Here is a 14,202-nt window from a genome sequence, read left to right on the forward strand (position 1 = left end):
CCATACATAAAAACCCCGAACCATAGACTTTTCAACCTACAATTCGGGGTACTATTTGTTTATATTCGTTTCGGATTAGTAACGAATTAAGAAATATTTCTTTTTACCGCGGCGAATGATTGTGAATTTACCTTCGATGCGGTCTTTTTCTGTTACAACGTAGTCTAATGCTTGTGTACGCTCACCGTTTACGTAGATTGCGCCGTTCGTTACATCTTCACGTGCTTGACGTTTTGATGGAGAGATTTTGCTTTCTACAAGTAAGTCGATTAATACTGTATCTTCTGCAGTGCGTTCTACAGATGGTACGTCTTTGAATCCTTGCTCGATTTCGCTTGCAGTCAATTCTGCTACAGAACCGCTGAATAATGCAGCTGAAATTTTAATCGCTTGCTCTAATGCTTCTTCGCCGTGAACAAGTTTTGTCATTTCTGCACCTAATGCTTTTTGTGCTGCACGTTTTTCTGGTGCTTCAGCTACTTGCTTTTCAAGCTCAAGAATTTCTTCATGAGATAAGAATGTAAAGTATTTTAAGTATTTAACAACGTCTCGGTCATCTGTGTTAATCCAGAATTGGTAGAACTCGTAAGGAGTTGTTTTCTCTGGGTCTAACCAAATTGCGCCGCCTTCTGTTTTACCAAACTTCGTACCATCAGACTTAGTAACAAGTGGAATTGTTAAACCGAATGCTTTCGCATCTTCTTCTGATTTACGTATTAATTCAAGACCAGCTGTAATGTTACCCCATTGGTCACTACCACCGATTTGTAGGCGGCAATTATGGTGTTGGTATAAGTTTAAGAAGTCGTATGATTGTAAAATCATGTAACTAAACTCAGTAAATGAAATACCAGTCTCTAAACGAGATGCTACTGTATCTTTTGCTAGCATATAGTTTAAACCGAAGTTTTTACCGATATCGCGTAAGAATGAAATGACATCTAAGTTACCAAGCCAATCATAGTTGTTAGCCATTGTTGCTGGGTTTTCCACGTTTTCGAACTCTAAGAAGTTTGAAAGTTGGTTTTTAATGCTTTCTGTGTAGTAAGCAACTGTATCTTTCGTATTTAATGTACGCTCTGCTTTTTTACCACTTGGATCACCGATCATACCAGTACCACCGCCAACAAGTGCGATTGGTTGGTGACCAGCTAATTGGAAACGACGTAACATTAATACTGGTAACATATGACCGATGTGTAAGCTATCCGCTGTCGGGTCGAAACCACAATATAATTTAACGCTTTCTTTTTCTAATAATTGCTCAAGGCCCTCAGCGTCTGTTTGCTGATTAATTAGACCGCGAAATTCAAGATCTTGTAAAATACCCATATCCTACATACTCTCCTTTAAGTTCATTACTGGCGTGAAGGTTAAAAACATAAAAAAATCGCCCCTTCAAATAAGGGACGATTTTGATTATCGCGTTACCACCCTAGTTGCAGACCAAAAAAAGCCTACCACCTTATTTACATAACGGCTTAGCACCGTCTCTTCCCTTTTGAATACAATTCAATCGAAAAAAGATGCTCTAGGGGCGTAATTCGCGATCATCTATGTGCTGATTTTCACCGGCCATCAGCTCTCTAAAACAGGGAAATGATCACTACTTCTCCCTTTCCACGCTCAATTATTCATATACTTTTCTTTATACCATCATTTATATAGGCGTGTCAAATAGAGGTCAGGTTTCCCTCCTTGCCAATCCTTTACAGCGTCATAAAGAGTATCGTAATAAGAGAAAGAATTGGAACCCCAACTAATAACGATACATGAAATACAATTGATAAATCATTCCCAATCGTAGCCTCCACAGGATCTTTCGCCGGGGAACCAAGAAACCCGATTAATCGATCGAATCGACTTACCGTTTTTGGAAAGTCCGGTACTTCTATATGGTCACTATCTAAATGCTGTTTTAATTTATATTCACTCTTAAAGGGATTTTCGCTCAATTTCGTCCACCTCCAGCAATTGTTTCAATTTCTTTATCCCGTTATGAAGTCTCGACTTCACCGTTCCGACTGGAATATCTAATACCTCTGCAATTTCTTTTTGCTGCATGTCATGATAATAAGACAGGATTAGGACCGCTCTTTGCTCTTCTGGAACTTTCAAAATTGCTTCTCTTACTGTGAGCCGATCTTCGTGAGAAAATTCTTTTTCCTGAATCGGCACTAAAAACGGCAAAAGCGTACGCCACTTTTTTCTCCTATTTAATTTATTAATCATAAGACGATAACCAATTTGAAATAAATACGTTTTTATTTTTCCCTTTTCAGGTTCATACATATGTTTCTTACGCTCTAGCGTCAAAAACGTATCTTGGACAAGGTCGATACTCAATTGTTCATCTCGGTTAAATCGATATAAAAATGTGTATAGCGCGGGTTTGATTAAAACGTATAGTTTTTCCCCAGCCTGCTTATCTCCACTTTGATACGCAAGCATAAGTTCCTCCTCAATCCCAATCTGCGCCATGATTTTTGATCTCCTTTATTCCTTTTAACGTTAATGAAATACGGGAAATTAAATAGCCACTTGCGACAATAATCCATACTTGTGATTGATTCGTAAAAAATTGAACATACGGGTTTTGAATTGTCTCGCCGGTTGAAACTAAAATATTTAATGCTTGCACACATATACATGCATACACTGCCAGGCAAGCCGAAATCGTATCAAATACATTCCAGCGAAAATATACTTTTGTTTTCGTAAAATCAATTTTATATCCATTTTTTCTTACTATATGTTTTCTATCAAATGGAATAATGATTGAAAACATAACAATCATCATAACTCCAGCTGTAATCATTGATACTTTAAATCCGATTGGCATCGGTAATAGCAAACCACAAGAAAATACGACTATAACTCCAATTAAAGCAAAAGTAAGAAGTAATTTATTAGACATAAAAAAGCCTCCCTCATCTATTCTTTCATAAATGTATACAGACAAGGAAGGCACTTCGTTCAAATATTATTTTATTTTTTTATAATCTTTGCAGGATTTCCGCCAACTACTACATGATCTGGCACATCTTTTCATATAACTGGATCAGTCGGTATATATATTTCTCCTAGTATCATTTTTTCTTTTTCTGTTTTCATTTTCTTCCCTCTTTATATGTAGGTTAAAGAGGGAAGAAAAAAGAAAGGTCTGAACGCTATTTCGTTCAGACCTTTCTCTCTTAATCTTCCATCGTTGATAAGTCACCTGTTGGTAAGTTTAACTCCCACGCTTTTAATACGCGGCGCATAATTTTACCACTTCTCGTTTTCGGTAATTTATCTCTAAATTCAATTTGTCTTGGCGCTGCATGAGCTGCTAGGCCTTTCTTTACAAATTGACGGATTTCTTCTTTTAATTCATCAGATGGTTCGTATCCTGCACGAAGCGCGATAAATGCTTTAATGATTTCGCCGCGCACCGGATCAGGAATACCAATTACACCAGCTTCTGCAACAGCAGCATGCTCGATTAATTTGCTTTCTACTTCAAATGGTCCAACGCGCTCACCTGACGTCATAATTACATCGTCAATACGTCCTTGGAACCAGAAGTATCCATCCTCGTCCATATAGGCAGAATCACCTGATACGTACCAATCGCCCGGCATAAAGTAAGATTCATACTTTTGCTTGTTATTCCAAATTCCACGCATCATAGCTGGCCAACCTTTGCCAATTGCTAAGTTACCCATTGTGTATGGAGGCACTTCATTTCCTTCATTATCAACAATCGCTGCTTTCACACCTGGAATTGGTTTCCCCATTGAACCTGGACGTATTTCCATACAAGGGTAGTTACAAATAACTTGTCCACCTGTTTCTGTCATCCACCACGTATCATGAATACGAAGTCCAAATGCGTTCATACCCCAGCGAATTACTTCTGGATTTAACGGTTCACCAACGCTTAATACGTGGCGCACTTGTGATAAATCGTATTTTTTAATTGCATCTTGTCCAGCGCCCATTAACATGCGAAATGCTGTTGGTGCACTATACCAAACTGTTACACCGTAATCTTGCAGTGCTTCATACCACGCTTCTGGACTAAAGCGTCCGCCTAAAATAACATTTGATGCTCCGACTAACCACGGTGCAAAAATACCGTAAGCAGTTCCCGTTACCCAGCCTGGGTCAGCTGTGCACCAATATACATCGTCTTCTTTTAAATCTAATACCCACTTCGCCGTTTGATAGTGCTGAACCATTGCGTTTTGTGCATGAAGCACACCTTTTGGCTTACCAGTAGAACCAGACGTGTAATGTAGAATCAAACCGTCTTCACGGCCTAACCATTCAATATGTAATTCTTTTGAAGCTTGTTCGAATAAAGGATTGAACGCTACCGTTTTACCGCCTTCTTCTACATTATCTCCAACAAGAAAGACTGTTTTTAAAGCTGGTAAATCATTTAATGGTACACGCTCTAACAATTCAGGTGTTGTAATTAACACTTTTGCTTCGCTATCTTCTAAACGATCGCGAACTGCGCCTTCCATAAATGCTTCAAATAGCGGACCAACAATTGCTCCCAACTTCACTGCACCAAGAAGTGCGAAATATAACTCTGGGGAACGCGGCATAAAAATAAAAACGCGATCGCCTTTTTCTACATCGCCATAATTTTTTAGGACATTTCCTGCTTTATTAGAAAAATCCTTCATTTCCTTAAATGTATACTTCTCTTTTCGGGATCCATCTTGATAATAAAGGGCTACTTTATTCTTCCGATCGGATTTCGCATGCTTATCAATTGCCTCATACGCCATATTCACTCGGCCTGTTTCATTCCAAGTAAAGTTTTTATTAACCTCTTCCCAGTTAAAATTCGCGTATGCCTCATCATAATTCGGCAAATTATTTTCTCCTTTAATGACAGGAAGCGTTTCTACTTTCATACTTTACATCCCCCTCCTATGTATTCTATTATCTATTATAATAACATTATTTAAAATTTTCAGTATATTTGTTGATTTTTAGACAAATTTTTAATGACAAATTTCGATTCACATCGCATATATTATAAAGTACGATATGAATAGATTCACAAACCCTCAAGGTGGTGAGCAATACATTGATCCATAAAAAAATATATAATGCTAGAAACTTAAAAACAGCGAAAGGCACTTTAATTATTGAAGGGCCTGTCTCTACACATAACTTAGAAATGTATGAATTTCATCCAGATTTAGTTGCGTTTCGTCCTGCCGAGCAGCAATATAAAGCAATTGTCGAAATTTCTAAATTGCCAGAAGCTCGTCTCATTATTGCTAGACATGAACAAACGATTGTTGGATATGTTACATACTTGTATCCTGATCCACTTGAACGATGGTCAGAAGGAAAAATGGAAAACTTAATTGAGCTTGGGGCAATTGAAGTGGTCCCAGCCTTCCGCGGGAGTTCTGTCGGAAAGAATTTACTAGAGGTTTCTATGATGGACGATTATATGGAAGATTACATTATATTGACGACTGAATATTATTGGCACTGGGATTTGAAACAAACAGGCTTAAATGTTTGGGAGTACCGAAAAGTAATGGAAAAGATGATGAATGCTGGCGGGTTACAATGGATGGCTACAGATGATCCTGAAATTTGTTCACATCCTGCTAACTGTTTAATGGTCCGCATCGGTAAACGCGTTGATACGGATTCTATTCAAGCATTTGATCGTCTACGTTTTCACAATCGTTTTATGTATTAATAAAGGGGGCAACTGGAATGATTGTAGAAGAAATTATGAATCAAGATGTGGTGACACTACATCCAAACGATACAATCGAAACAGCAATCCGAACGATACGCACGAAAGGCATTCGGCACATTCCAATTGTCGATCAAAATAATCATGTTGTAGGCATTATTTCTGATCGGGATGTAAGAGATGCAAGTCCGTCTATTTTAGATGAACAAGTTTCACTCGATATGCTGAAGCAACCGCTCGAACTGATTATGAAACATCCTGTTATGACTTGCCATCCTCTCGACTTTGTTGAGGAAATTGCTACTTTATTTTTTGAAAATAAAATTGGCTGTCTTCCTGTTACAAAGGCAGGAAAGTTAGTTGGAATTATTTCTGAATCTACTGTACTGCACACGTTAGTGAAATTAACAGGAGCACATCAACCGAGTTCACAAATTGAAATTCAAGTAAAAAATGAACCTGGCATTCTCGGAAAAGTCGTTGCTATTTTTAGTGAGTTACAAATAAATATCGTGAGCGTTCTCGTCTACCCAGCAAAAGATGAGAATGATAAAGTACTCGTTTTCCGCATTCAAACGATGAATCCGCTAAAAGTGATTGATGCACTTGAAACAGAAGGCTACCGCGTATTATGGCCAAACATCATGGGGATGCAAGCATGAGTAGCGCGTTTATTTATTCGGATGACTTTCGGGGCTATTCATTTAGCCCTGATCATCCTTTTAACCAACTGCGCGTCACACTTACGTACGATTTATTACAAAAGGGCGGTTTCATCTCTCCTTCTCAAATCATCTCACCACGGATGGCTACAGATGAAGAGATTGCCTACATTCATACAGAGGAGTACATAAATGCGGTAAAACGTGCTGGAGAAGGAAAGTTAGAAAAATCAATTGCGATGACATATGGACTCGGAACAGAAGATACACCGATGTTTCCAAATATGCACGAAGCAAGCGCATTACTCGTTGGTGGTACGTTAACAGCTGTCGATGCTGTTCTTTCCGGAAAAGTAAAACACGCACTTAATTTGGGCGGCGGCTTACATCACGGCTTTCGCGGCAAAGCATCTGGCTTTTGTATTTATAACGACAGTTCCATCGCAATGAAATATATTCAGAAGAAATACGGTTTACGCGTTTTATATATTGATACAGATGCTCATCACGGTGATGGTGTACAGTGGTCCTTTTATGACGATCCTAACGTATGCACCATTTCACTACATGAAACTGGTCGATATTTATTCCCTGGAACTGGCGCTGTAAACGAACGCGGACAAGGTAATGGCTATAGTTATTCTTTTAACGTTCCACTCGATGCTTTTACAGAAGACGAATCGTTTTTAGATTCCTATCGAACTGTCGTAAGAGAAGTGGCCGCATACTTTAAACCGGATATTATTTTAACGCAAAATGGTGCTGACGCGCATTATTACGACCCACTTACACACCTTTGCGCAACGATGAATATTTACCGCGAGATACCGAAGCTCGCTCGCGAAATCGCTAACGAATATTGCGAAGGTCGCTGGATTGCTGTCGGCGGCGGTGGCTATGACCACTGGCGCGTCGTCCCAAGGGCTTGGGCACTCATTTGGCTCGAAATGAACAACATCCAAAACATCTCAGGTTATCTCCCTCCAGAATGGATTGAAGCTTGGAAAGGACAAGCAGAAACAGAACTTCCTCTCACATGGGAAGATCCAGACAACATGTATAAACCTATCCCCCGAAAACCAGAAATTGAAGAAAAGAACGCATTAACTGTAGCGAAATCCCTTGAAATTATTCGGAATAATATGAAAAAATCTTTGTACTAAACGAAAAGGAGGCTCGTTTTTGAATAGCCTCCTTTTATTTATTGTCGATTTCTATCGGTAAGTCGATATATTTTAATAATCGCTGATATATTTCGAGTTGCGCCGATATATTCTAATAATCGCTGATATATTCCTAGTTGCGCCGATATATTTTGATAATCGCTGATATATTTCGAGTTGCGCTGATATATTTTTATGTACTAACGGACTTTATGGGAAAAGGTCGTGATATTATGTGGAAACAACAAATGGTCAACACGAAACGTGGCACATTCGAGCTTTTTACTAAAGGCAGTGGCGAACCGCTTTGCATTACACATCACTATTCGCAATTTAATGAGACTGGTGATTACTTTGCGGATGTTTTCACTGCTACGCATCGTGTATTGCTCATTAATTTACGAGATGCTGGTAACTCAGCAAAAGCCCAGGTAGAAAACGAATTAAGTATGATTGAAACAATTCACGATTTAGAAGCGATACGAGAAGCATTACAACTTCCAATATGGCATTTCGCTGGCCACTCAACAGGTGGTATGCTTGGACTTCTATACGCAATCACATATCCAAAATCCTTACAATCACTAGTCGTCGTTGGAGCCGCAGCAAGTAACTATACTGAAACACCATTTTGTATTTATCATCCGGAACATCCTCAGTTTGATTATATGCAACAGCTCATCGAAAATTTAAAAAGCCCTCACCTTACAAATGAGGAACGGAAAGAACTATCTACTGAGAGAACAAAATTATCATTGTTTAAACCAGAAAACTACAACTCTTATTTTTGTAAACCAATCAACAAAACAATGTCCATTAGCCGGATGAATGCTTTCGCCAATGAATATCCTTCATTTGATTTAAGAGAGTATTTACCTTCCATCCAAACAAAGACACTTATTATATGCGGAAGATATGATGTGCAGTGTCCTATTCAATATTCCATCGAGATACATGAGGATATATGCGATTCTACTTTTGTGACATTTGAGGAGAGCAACCATTATCCTTTTTTAGAAGAAACTACTCTGTTTACTTCTACCACTCAAACATTTTATAAATCATTACGCCAGTACCGTTATTATTAAAAAAAGCTCACAGCCTCTATGAGACTATGAGCTTTTTTCAAAAGAAATATTTCAACTAGTAACAATTAAAAGAAGAACACACAAAACCACTAAACCTAAATCAATAAATACTGCCTTTTTATCTCCTTCTTTTAAACTTATTAGAAAACTAGAAACTATTTTAATTGCAAAAAAGACCATCATAAACAACCCACCGAAATGATCATTTGTATAATCTTCATCATAAAACATTTGTATTGCACCAATAATTAATAAGATAAGTATAATATTAGTCCCGATTTTTAAAGCCTTGTTTGATTTATTATCTTTTAATATATCCCCCAAAATGTAGCACGTCCTCTCACACTCTCCTATGTTTTATCTCTTTTTATATTTTAACATAAATTACCTATTCTTCCCTTTTGATCACATAAAAAAACCTGCCAAAGCTTTGACAGGTTCCCTACACGTTAAAACGATAACCAGCTCCCCATACCGTTTCAATATATTGCGGGTGAGCTGGATCTCTTTCAATTTTTTCACGTAGCTTTCTAATATGAACGACAACAGTTGCTAAGTCACCAGCGGAGTCTAATCCCCAAATACGTTCAAATAGCTGTTCTTTATTTAATACTTGATTTGGGTTTGTGACAAAGAATGTTAATAAATCAAATTCCTTCGTTGTAAACGCAACTTCTTCATTGTTTATAAAAACTTTCCTCGCCCTTTGATCAATAGAGATTCCGTGAATATATAGCGTATCGCGTTGCTTACTTACATTTCCTAATAATCTTTCATAACGAGAAATATGTGCTTTTACCCTTGCGACTAATTCACTCGGGCTAAACGGTTTCGTTATATAATCATCCGCTCCTAAACCGAGCCCGCGAATTTTATCTATATCTTCTTTTTTTGCTGAAACAAGTAAAATCGGAATATCTTTTATAGCTCGAATTTGCTTACAAATTTCAAATCCATTCATTTTCGGAAGCATAATATCTAAAATAATTAAATCGTAGTCTTCTTGCAGGGCCATTTGTAAACCTGTTTCTCCTGAATGTTCGACATCAACTTGAAAATCATTAATTTCTAAATAATCTCGCTGTAATTCTGCAATGCTTACTTCATCTTCTATTAGTAAAATTCTTTTCAATTTACTCACCACATTTCTCTACTTTTTCCAATGAGAAGAAAATGCTTGTGCCTTCCCCAAGCTCGCTTTCCGCCCAAATTTCCCCGCCATGTTCTTCAATAATTTGCTTCGCTATCGCTAAGCCAAGTCCACTTCCACCTGTACTAGAATTTCTCGATTGCTCTGCACGATAGAAACGTTCAAAAATATAAGGAAGTGTATCAGATTCTATACCTGATCCGTTGTCCATTACTTTCACAATCACTTTATTGTTATCACTCGATACTGTTACAGTAATTTTCTTTTCTTCTTTATCCATGTATTTCACACTATTATGAATTAAATTTGATATCACTCTATTTATCTTTTCGCAATCAGCCTTTACATAAAGTGGTGATGCATGTAATTGTAAGTTAACTTCTATACCTTCTTTACTTAAATCCATCTGCATCTCTTCTATTAATTCTTGCATAAACATATTTAATTCAACCGTTTCAAACTGAAAAGGAACTCGATTCAAATCGAGCTTTGAGAATAAAAATAATTCATCAATGAGTGTATCCATATGTCTTGCTTTCGTATGGATAGTTGTCAAATACTTATCCATTTTTTCTGGCGTATTTGCTACTCCGTCTTTTATTCCTTCTACATATCCAATAATAGATGTAATCGGTGTTTTTAAATCGTGAGAGATGTTTGAAATGAGCTCTTTTCGATTTTCTTCATACTGCGTTTGCATCTCTATCGATTCTTTTAATTTCTTCCTCATTTCCTCAAATCCTTGATTCAATTGCCCAATTTCATCGTGCGATGTAACTGGTATTTGAAAATCTAAATTTCCTTCTTTAATTTTTTCAGTCGCATCTTTCAATACAAAGATTGGTTTTATAACACTTCTTGAGACGAGGTAACTTAATAATCCAATAAGTAAAATAGCTAACAGTAAAAGTGATACGAACAAAATCGGAAATAACTTTTGTGTAAGATCTACAAATGAACTTTGCTTCTTTAATACAAATATACTCCCCTCTTCTTCCTGAGGAAAATAAAAATCAAACTTTACATATCGATAAAATGTATCGCCTAATTCCGTTGTACCACGACTATTAATATTTGCTGATTCAAATTTCGGAAGAGCTTCTTTTAAAGATACACTTTCAAATACGTTTGAAGCATACGAAAGTGTTTCTCCTTTTCTTACTACTATTTTCACACCCTCTTTTTCTATCGCTGAGACAAACGACTCATCTAACAATTGAGATTGATGCTGTTTGGCGGCTGACTTCAACTCAAGATAGGCATTCTCTTCTTCTGGTGTAAGCGGCTTTTGAATGTAAGAACTTTTATAGAAATTTTTCACTGCTTCCAAGTCACCTGTTATCGAAAAAACGATTAAAAATCCCGCAACTAATATAAGCGCAATGGAAACAAGAATGACAGCGATATAAGAAAATAAAAACCTTGTTTTAATAGACATATGTTACATCCTCACTTTACCCCGCTATTTGCCGGGCAGTAAGATCCCCACCTCAAAATTCAGAGAAAGCAAAGAAGTTAAGTGGGGGATCAACTGCCCATAAAAGCCCGATTGGTTCAACTAATAATCAGTGGTGGATGAACAAAACCCCCACTGATTAAAGTTTCACTTTATCAAACCTTATTACTCATAAGCATAAAAATATATGTTCAAATACTCAAGCGATTTTATAGTAATTTTAGCGTCAGTTTATAAAAATTTAATGTTCTTCTTTTACAGTTGAAATGAGGAGGTTGAAATTCCATGTTCAAAAAAACAGTAAGCATGATATGTTGCGTAATTTTTTTACAAGGTTGCTCGCAAGAACAAGAAGTTAAAAAGGAGATGATAAACATGGAGACAGCGCTACTAACAGCTACTGAGAAACAAGAAACGAATACTGTTATATCGTTACTCAAAAAAGGGGCTGACATAAATACAACAGACAATAAAGGACGCACCCCTCTTATGATTGCTACATACAAAAATGATGTAAAAACCGCAAAAGCGCTTATCGAAGCTGGTGCTGACGTAAATATCCAAGATGATATGAAAAACAATCCCTTTCTATACGCCGGTGCAGAAGGTTACTTGGATATTTTAAAACTAACGATTGATGCCGGCGCGGATCCAACACTTACGAATCGTTACGGCGGAACAGCCCTTATCCCTGCCTCAGAACATGGTTATATTGATGTTATAAAAGAACTCCTCACGCGAACAAATATCGATGTAAACCATGTCAATAATCTCGGGTGGACAGCTTTAATGGAAGCCATCGTACTAAGCAACGGAGATGAAACACAACAACAAGTTATCCGCCTTCTTATTGAGCACGGTGCAGATGTAAACATTCCAGATAATGATGGTGTTACTCCGCTAGAGCATGCTCGTGCTCATCACTTTAAAGAGATAGAGAAGATTTTGTTAGAAGAACATAAGTAAAACGCTAATTTTTGCTTTCCTTCCCCCCCCTATGCTACATTTAAGCCGTTATATCAATATGAATAGGTGGGAATACACATGAAAAAACCTAAAATTGGAATGATTGGACTTGGAAGTATTGCACAAAAAGCTTATCTTCCAACACTTACAAAAGAAACAGATTGGAATTTTGTAGGGGCATTTACACCTAACGCAGAGAAAAGGAAACAAATTTGTCAGCAATACCGCATTCAAGAATTCCATTCTATTGAAACGTTAGCTTCAGAATGTGATGCAATCTTCGTTCATAGTTCAACTGCTACTCATTATGAAATCGTTTCTGAACTTCTGAAAAAAGGAATCGATGTTTACGTAGATAAGCCGCTAGCTGCTACAGTGGAACAGGCTGAAAAACTAGTCGAGTTGAGCGAAAAATATAACCGAAAGTTAATGGTCGGATTTAATCGCCGCTTCGTTCCTATGTATGTTGCGGCAAAAGAGCAAGCTCATCATATTTCATGGATTCGAATTGAAAAGCATCGTACAAATAAAGTCAGGCCCTATACGTACGACTTTACGATGTTAGATGATTACTTACATATTGTAGATACTGCTCGCTGGTTAGCTAACGATGAGCTTAACGTCGTTCATAATATGATGCAAATCAATGAAAAGAATGAACTTCTTTACGGACATCATACATATACAACGCCAAGTGGACTGTTACTTTCTACCGCAATGCATCGCCATGCCGGTACAAATTTAGAACAAATTGAACTTGTCACAACAGGAAAAATCATTCGCGTAAAAAACATGAACACATTTGAAGTTGAGCAAGAAAATGCAGTTTCTCAAATTGGTTCCCCATCATGGGATACGACGTTAAAACAACGTGGTTTTGAAGATGCTGTTCATCATTTCATTGAATGTGTGCAAGGAGATACAAAGCCTGTTGTAGATGGATTAGAAGGATTAAAAACGCAGCAGCTTTTGCAATCTCTGCTGAATAATGTAAACAAAAATTAAAACGGATACATTTTTCAGAATTTACTTTCATTCCCATTCCCTCTTTATTTCTCTCAAAAATTTCTATAGAATATGTTGATAGGAATTATAAATTTCATAATGAATCGTGGAAAGGATGGGATTAACACATGTGGAACGAGTTTAAGAAATTCGCGTTCAAAGGGAATGTCGTTGATTTAGCTGTCGGGGTTGTAATCGGTGCTGCATTCGGTAAAATCGTTAGTTCTTTAGTAAAAGATGTTATTACACCATTACTTGGTATGGTATTAGGTGGCGTTGACTTTACAGATTTAAAACTTACATTCGGTAAGTCATCTATTATGTACGGTAACTTCATCCAAACAATTTTTGATTTCTTAATTATTGCAGCGGCTATCTTTATGTTCGTTAAAGTGTTCAACAAACTAACATCTAGAAAAGAAGAAGAAGAAAAAGAGGAAGAAATTCCAGAACCAACAAAAGAAGAAGTTCTTCTTGGCGAAATTCGCGACTTGCTAAAACAGCAAAACTCTTCTAAAGATAGAGCATAATTGAACGGATAAAAAGGCATGTCCCGAGAGGGACATGCCTTTTCTATATGCTATAACGTTTCCGAATTCATATGAATAAATAAAATAATACCAGCAACCATAAGTACCATAATACTACTTGCAAATAGTGTAATCCCCATAAACATTAAACTTGTGCTCATATCCACCGATACACTTTCAATAAAAATAGAAATTACATACGTGATAAGGGCAATTCCTGCAAGAATACTTCCTGGAACAAATCGCTTTAAACCATTTTGTTTTAACGTCATATATGCAAAAATAGCAGTCATACAAAGCGTAATTATCCAAAGAACGATCATCTCTTCTCCCCCCTCACAAGCCTTTTCTTTCTATTATACATGACATTGCCCTATAATAGTTATTTTTACACTTATGTGACATATAACAAGGAATCATACAATCTATATAGAAGTCTTCCAGATAAGCTATAGTACTT

At 37.1% G+C, this 14,202-nt stretch carries 16 protein-coding genes and 1 other annotated feature; of the genes, 7 read left to right on the forward strand and 9 right to left on the reverse strand.

The annotated features are described in order from the left end of the window. Positions 1 to 75: 75 nt before the first annotated feature. The 5 genes from tyrS to acsA form a co-directional block, all read right to left on the reverse strand. Positions 76 to 1,332: a tyrosine--tRNA ligase gene (gene tyrS / locus PDQ40_RS14160; RefSeq protein WP_000512096.1), complete on the reverse strand. Its 1,257-nt coding sequence runs from the start codon at positions 1,330 to 1,332 to the stop codon at positions 76 to 78. A 70-nt stretch (positions 1,333 to 1,402) separates the two neighbouring features. After that, positions 1,403 to 1,632: a binding site (T-box leader), on the reverse strand. A gap of 77 nt (positions 1,633 to 1,709) precedes the next feature. Beyond that, a complete protein-coding gene (locus tag PDQ40_RS14165; protein ID WP_001293775.1) occupies positions 1,710 to 1,955 on the reverse strand; it encodes a hypothetical protein in 246 nt (81 codons plus the stop codon). Further along, a complete protein-coding gene (locus PDQ40_RS14170) occupies positions 1,936 to 2,481 on the reverse strand; it encodes an RNA polymerase sigma factor (protein ID WP_000057192.1) in 546 nt (181 codons plus the stop codon). The genes PDQ40_RS14165 and PDQ40_RS14170 overlap by 20 nt, the downstream gene beginning before the upstream one ends. Next, on the reverse strand, positions 2,462 to 2,917 hold the full coding sequence (locus tag PDQ40_RS14175) for a hypothetical protein (protein WP_000066454.1): 456 nt from the start codon (positions 2,915 to 2,917) through the stop codon (positions 2,462 to 2,464). The genes PDQ40_RS14170 and PDQ40_RS14175 overlap by 20 nt, the downstream gene beginning before the upstream one ends. Before the next feature lie 277 nt (positions 2,918 to 3,194). After that, complete coding sequence (acsA, locus tag PDQ40_RS14180) at positions 3,195 to 4,913, reverse strand: acetate--CoA ligase (protein ID WP_000862051.1); 1,719 nt, start codon at positions 4,911 to 4,913, stop codon at positions 3,195 to 3,197. A 176-nt stretch (positions 4,914 to 5,089) separates the two neighbouring features. Between acsA and acuA the strand changes: the two genes are divergently transcribed. The 4 genes from acuA to PDQ40_RS14200 all read left to right on the forward strand — a co-directional run bounded on the left by acuA (position 5,090) and on the right by PDQ40_RS14200 (position 8,635). Then, positions 5,090 to 5,722, forward strand: a complete 633-nt coding sequence (acuA, locus tag PDQ40_RS14185) for an acetoin utilization protein acetyltransferase AcuA (protein ID WP_000581401.1) — start codon at positions 5,090 to 5,092, stop codon at positions 5,720 to 5,722. A 17-nt stretch (positions 5,723 to 5,739) separates the two neighbouring features. Further along, positions 5,740 to 6,384, forward strand: a complete 645-nt coding sequence (locus PDQ40_RS14190; RefSeq protein WP_000634569.1) for an acetoin utilization AcuB family protein — start codon at positions 5,740 to 5,742, stop codon at positions 6,382 to 6,384. Next, on the forward strand, positions 6,381 to 7,547 hold the full coding sequence (gene acuC, locus PDQ40_RS14195; protein ID WP_000092805.1) for an acetoin utilization protein AcuC: 1,167 nt from the start codon (positions 6,381 to 6,383) through the stop codon (positions 7,545 to 7,547). Before PDQ40_RS14190 ends, acuC begins: the two co-directional genes overlap by 4 nt. A 212-nt stretch (positions 7,548 to 7,759) precedes the next feature. Next, positions 7,760 to 8,635, forward strand: a complete 876-nt coding sequence (locus tag PDQ40_RS14200) for an alpha/beta fold hydrolase (protein ID WP_270691461.1) — start codon at positions 7,760 to 7,762, stop codon at positions 8,633 to 8,635. A gap of 51 nt (positions 8,636 to 8,686) precedes the next feature. Here PDQ40_RS14200 and PDQ40_RS14205 read toward each other — a convergent pair whose 3' ends face one another. From PDQ40_RS14205 to PDQ40_RS14215, 3 genes are all read right to left on the reverse strand, one after another. After that, positions 8,687 to 8,959: a hypothetical protein gene (locus PDQ40_RS14205; protein WP_000502322.1), complete on the reverse strand. Its 273-nt coding sequence runs from the start codon at positions 8,957 to 8,959 to the stop codon at positions 8,687 to 8,689. A gap of 118 nt (positions 8,960 to 9,077) precedes the next feature. Continuing rightward, positions 9,078 to 9,767, reverse strand: a complete 690-nt coding sequence (locus PDQ40_RS14210; protein WP_001993852.1) for a response regulator transcription factor — start codon at positions 9,765 to 9,767, stop codon at positions 9,078 to 9,080. A 1-nt stretch (position 9,768) separates the two neighbouring features. Continuing rightward, positions 9,769 to 11,223, reverse strand: a complete 1,455-nt coding sequence (locus tag PDQ40_RS14215; RefSeq protein WP_000023833.1) for a sensor histidine kinase — start codon at positions 11,221 to 11,223, stop codon at positions 9,769 to 9,771. Between the two features lie 303 nt (positions 11,224 to 11,526). On the opposite strand from PDQ40_RS14215, the gene PDQ40_RS14220 reads away from it, so the two are divergent. The 3 genes from PDQ40_RS14220 to mscL all read left to right on the forward strand — a co-directional run bounded on the left by PDQ40_RS14220 (position 11,527) and on the right by mscL (position 13,742). Then, positions 11,527 to 12,207: an ankyrin repeat domain-containing protein gene (locus PDQ40_RS14220; protein WP_270691462.1), complete on the forward strand. Its 681-nt coding sequence runs from the start codon at positions 11,527 to 11,529 to the stop codon at positions 12,205 to 12,207. A 78-nt stretch (positions 12,208 to 12,285) separates the two neighbouring features. Next, positions 12,286 to 13,212 (forward strand): Gfo/Idh/MocA family protein, encoded by a 927-nt coding sequence (locus PDQ40_RS14225; protein WP_270691463.1) that lies wholly within the window; start codon positions 12,286 to 12,288, stop codon positions 13,210 to 13,212. Positions 13,213 to 13,340: 128 nt separating this feature from the next. Further along, positions 13,341 to 13,742 carry a large-conductance mechanosensitive channel protein MscL gene (mscL, locus tag PDQ40_RS14230; protein ID WP_000267020.1) on the forward strand — a complete coding sequence of 134 codons (402 nt, stop codon included), beginning with the start codon at positions 13,341 to 13,343 and terminating at the stop codon, positions 13,740 to 13,742. 50 nt (positions 13,743 to 13,792) lie between these two features. Here mscL and PDQ40_RS14235 read toward each other — a convergent pair whose 3' ends face one another. Beyond that, positions 13,793 to 14,065, reverse strand: a complete 273-nt coding sequence (locus tag PDQ40_RS14235) for a DUF3917 domain-containing protein (RefSeq protein WP_000636593.1) — start codon at positions 14,063 to 14,065, stop codon at positions 13,793 to 13,795. Positions 14,066 to 14,202 lie beyond the last annotated feature (137 nt).

Origin of the sequence: Bacillus cereus group sp. Bc061 (genome assembly GCF_027715825.1) — a bacterium.
Lineage (GTDB): Bacteria > Bacillota > Bacilli > Bacillales > Bacillaceae_G > Bacillus_A > Bacillus_A paranthracis.

Excerpts from the sequence above, each read along its gene's own strand:
- tyrS (WP_000512096.1), bottom strand. The coding sequence starts at position 1,332 with ATGGGTATTTTACAAGATCTTGAATTTCGCGGTCTAATTAATCAGCAA.
- PDQ40_RS14170 (WP_000057192.1), bottom strand. The coding sequence starts at position 2,481 with ATGGCGCAGATTGGGATTGAGGAGGAACTTATGCTTGCGTATCAAAGT.
- PDQ40_RS14175 (WP_000066454.1), bottom strand. The coding sequence starts at position 2,917 with ATGTCTAATAAATTACTTCTTACTTTTGCTTTAATTGGAGTTATAGTC.
- acsA (WP_000862051.1), bottom strand. The coding sequence starts at position 4,913 with ATGAAAGTAGAAACGCTTCCTGTCATTAAAGGAGAAAATAATTTGCCG.
- PDQ40_RS14190 (WP_000634569.1), top strand. The coding sequence starts at position 5,740 with ATGATTGTAGAAGAAATTATGAATCAAGATGTGGTGACACTACATCCA.
- acuC (WP_000092805.1), top strand. The coding sequence starts at position 6,381 with ATGAGTAGCGCGTTTATTTATTCGGATGACTTTCGGGGCTATTCATTT.
- PDQ40_RS14200 (WP_270691461.1), top strand. The coding sequence starts at position 7,760 with ATGGGAAAAGGTCGTGATATTATGTGGAAACAACAAATGGTCAACACG.
- PDQ40_RS14215 (WP_000023833.1), bottom strand. The coding sequence starts at position 11,223 with ATGTCTATTAAAACAAGGTTTTTATTTTCTTATATCGCTGTCATTCTT.
- PDQ40_RS14220 (WP_270691462.1), top strand. The coding sequence starts at position 11,527 with ATGTTCAAAAAAACAGTAAGCATGATATGTTGCGTAATTTTTTTACAA.
- PDQ40_RS14225 (WP_270691463.1), top strand. The coding sequence starts at position 12,286 with ATGAAAAAACCTAAAATTGGAATGATTGGACTTGGAAGTATTGCACAA.
- mscL (WP_000267020.1), top strand. The coding sequence starts at position 13,341 with ATGTGGAACGAGTTTAAGAAATTCGCGTTCAAAGGGAATGTCGTTGAT.
- PDQ40_RS14235 (WP_000636593.1), bottom strand. The coding sequence starts at position 14,065 with ATGATCGTTCTTTGGATAATTACGCTTTGTATGACTGCTATTTTTGCA.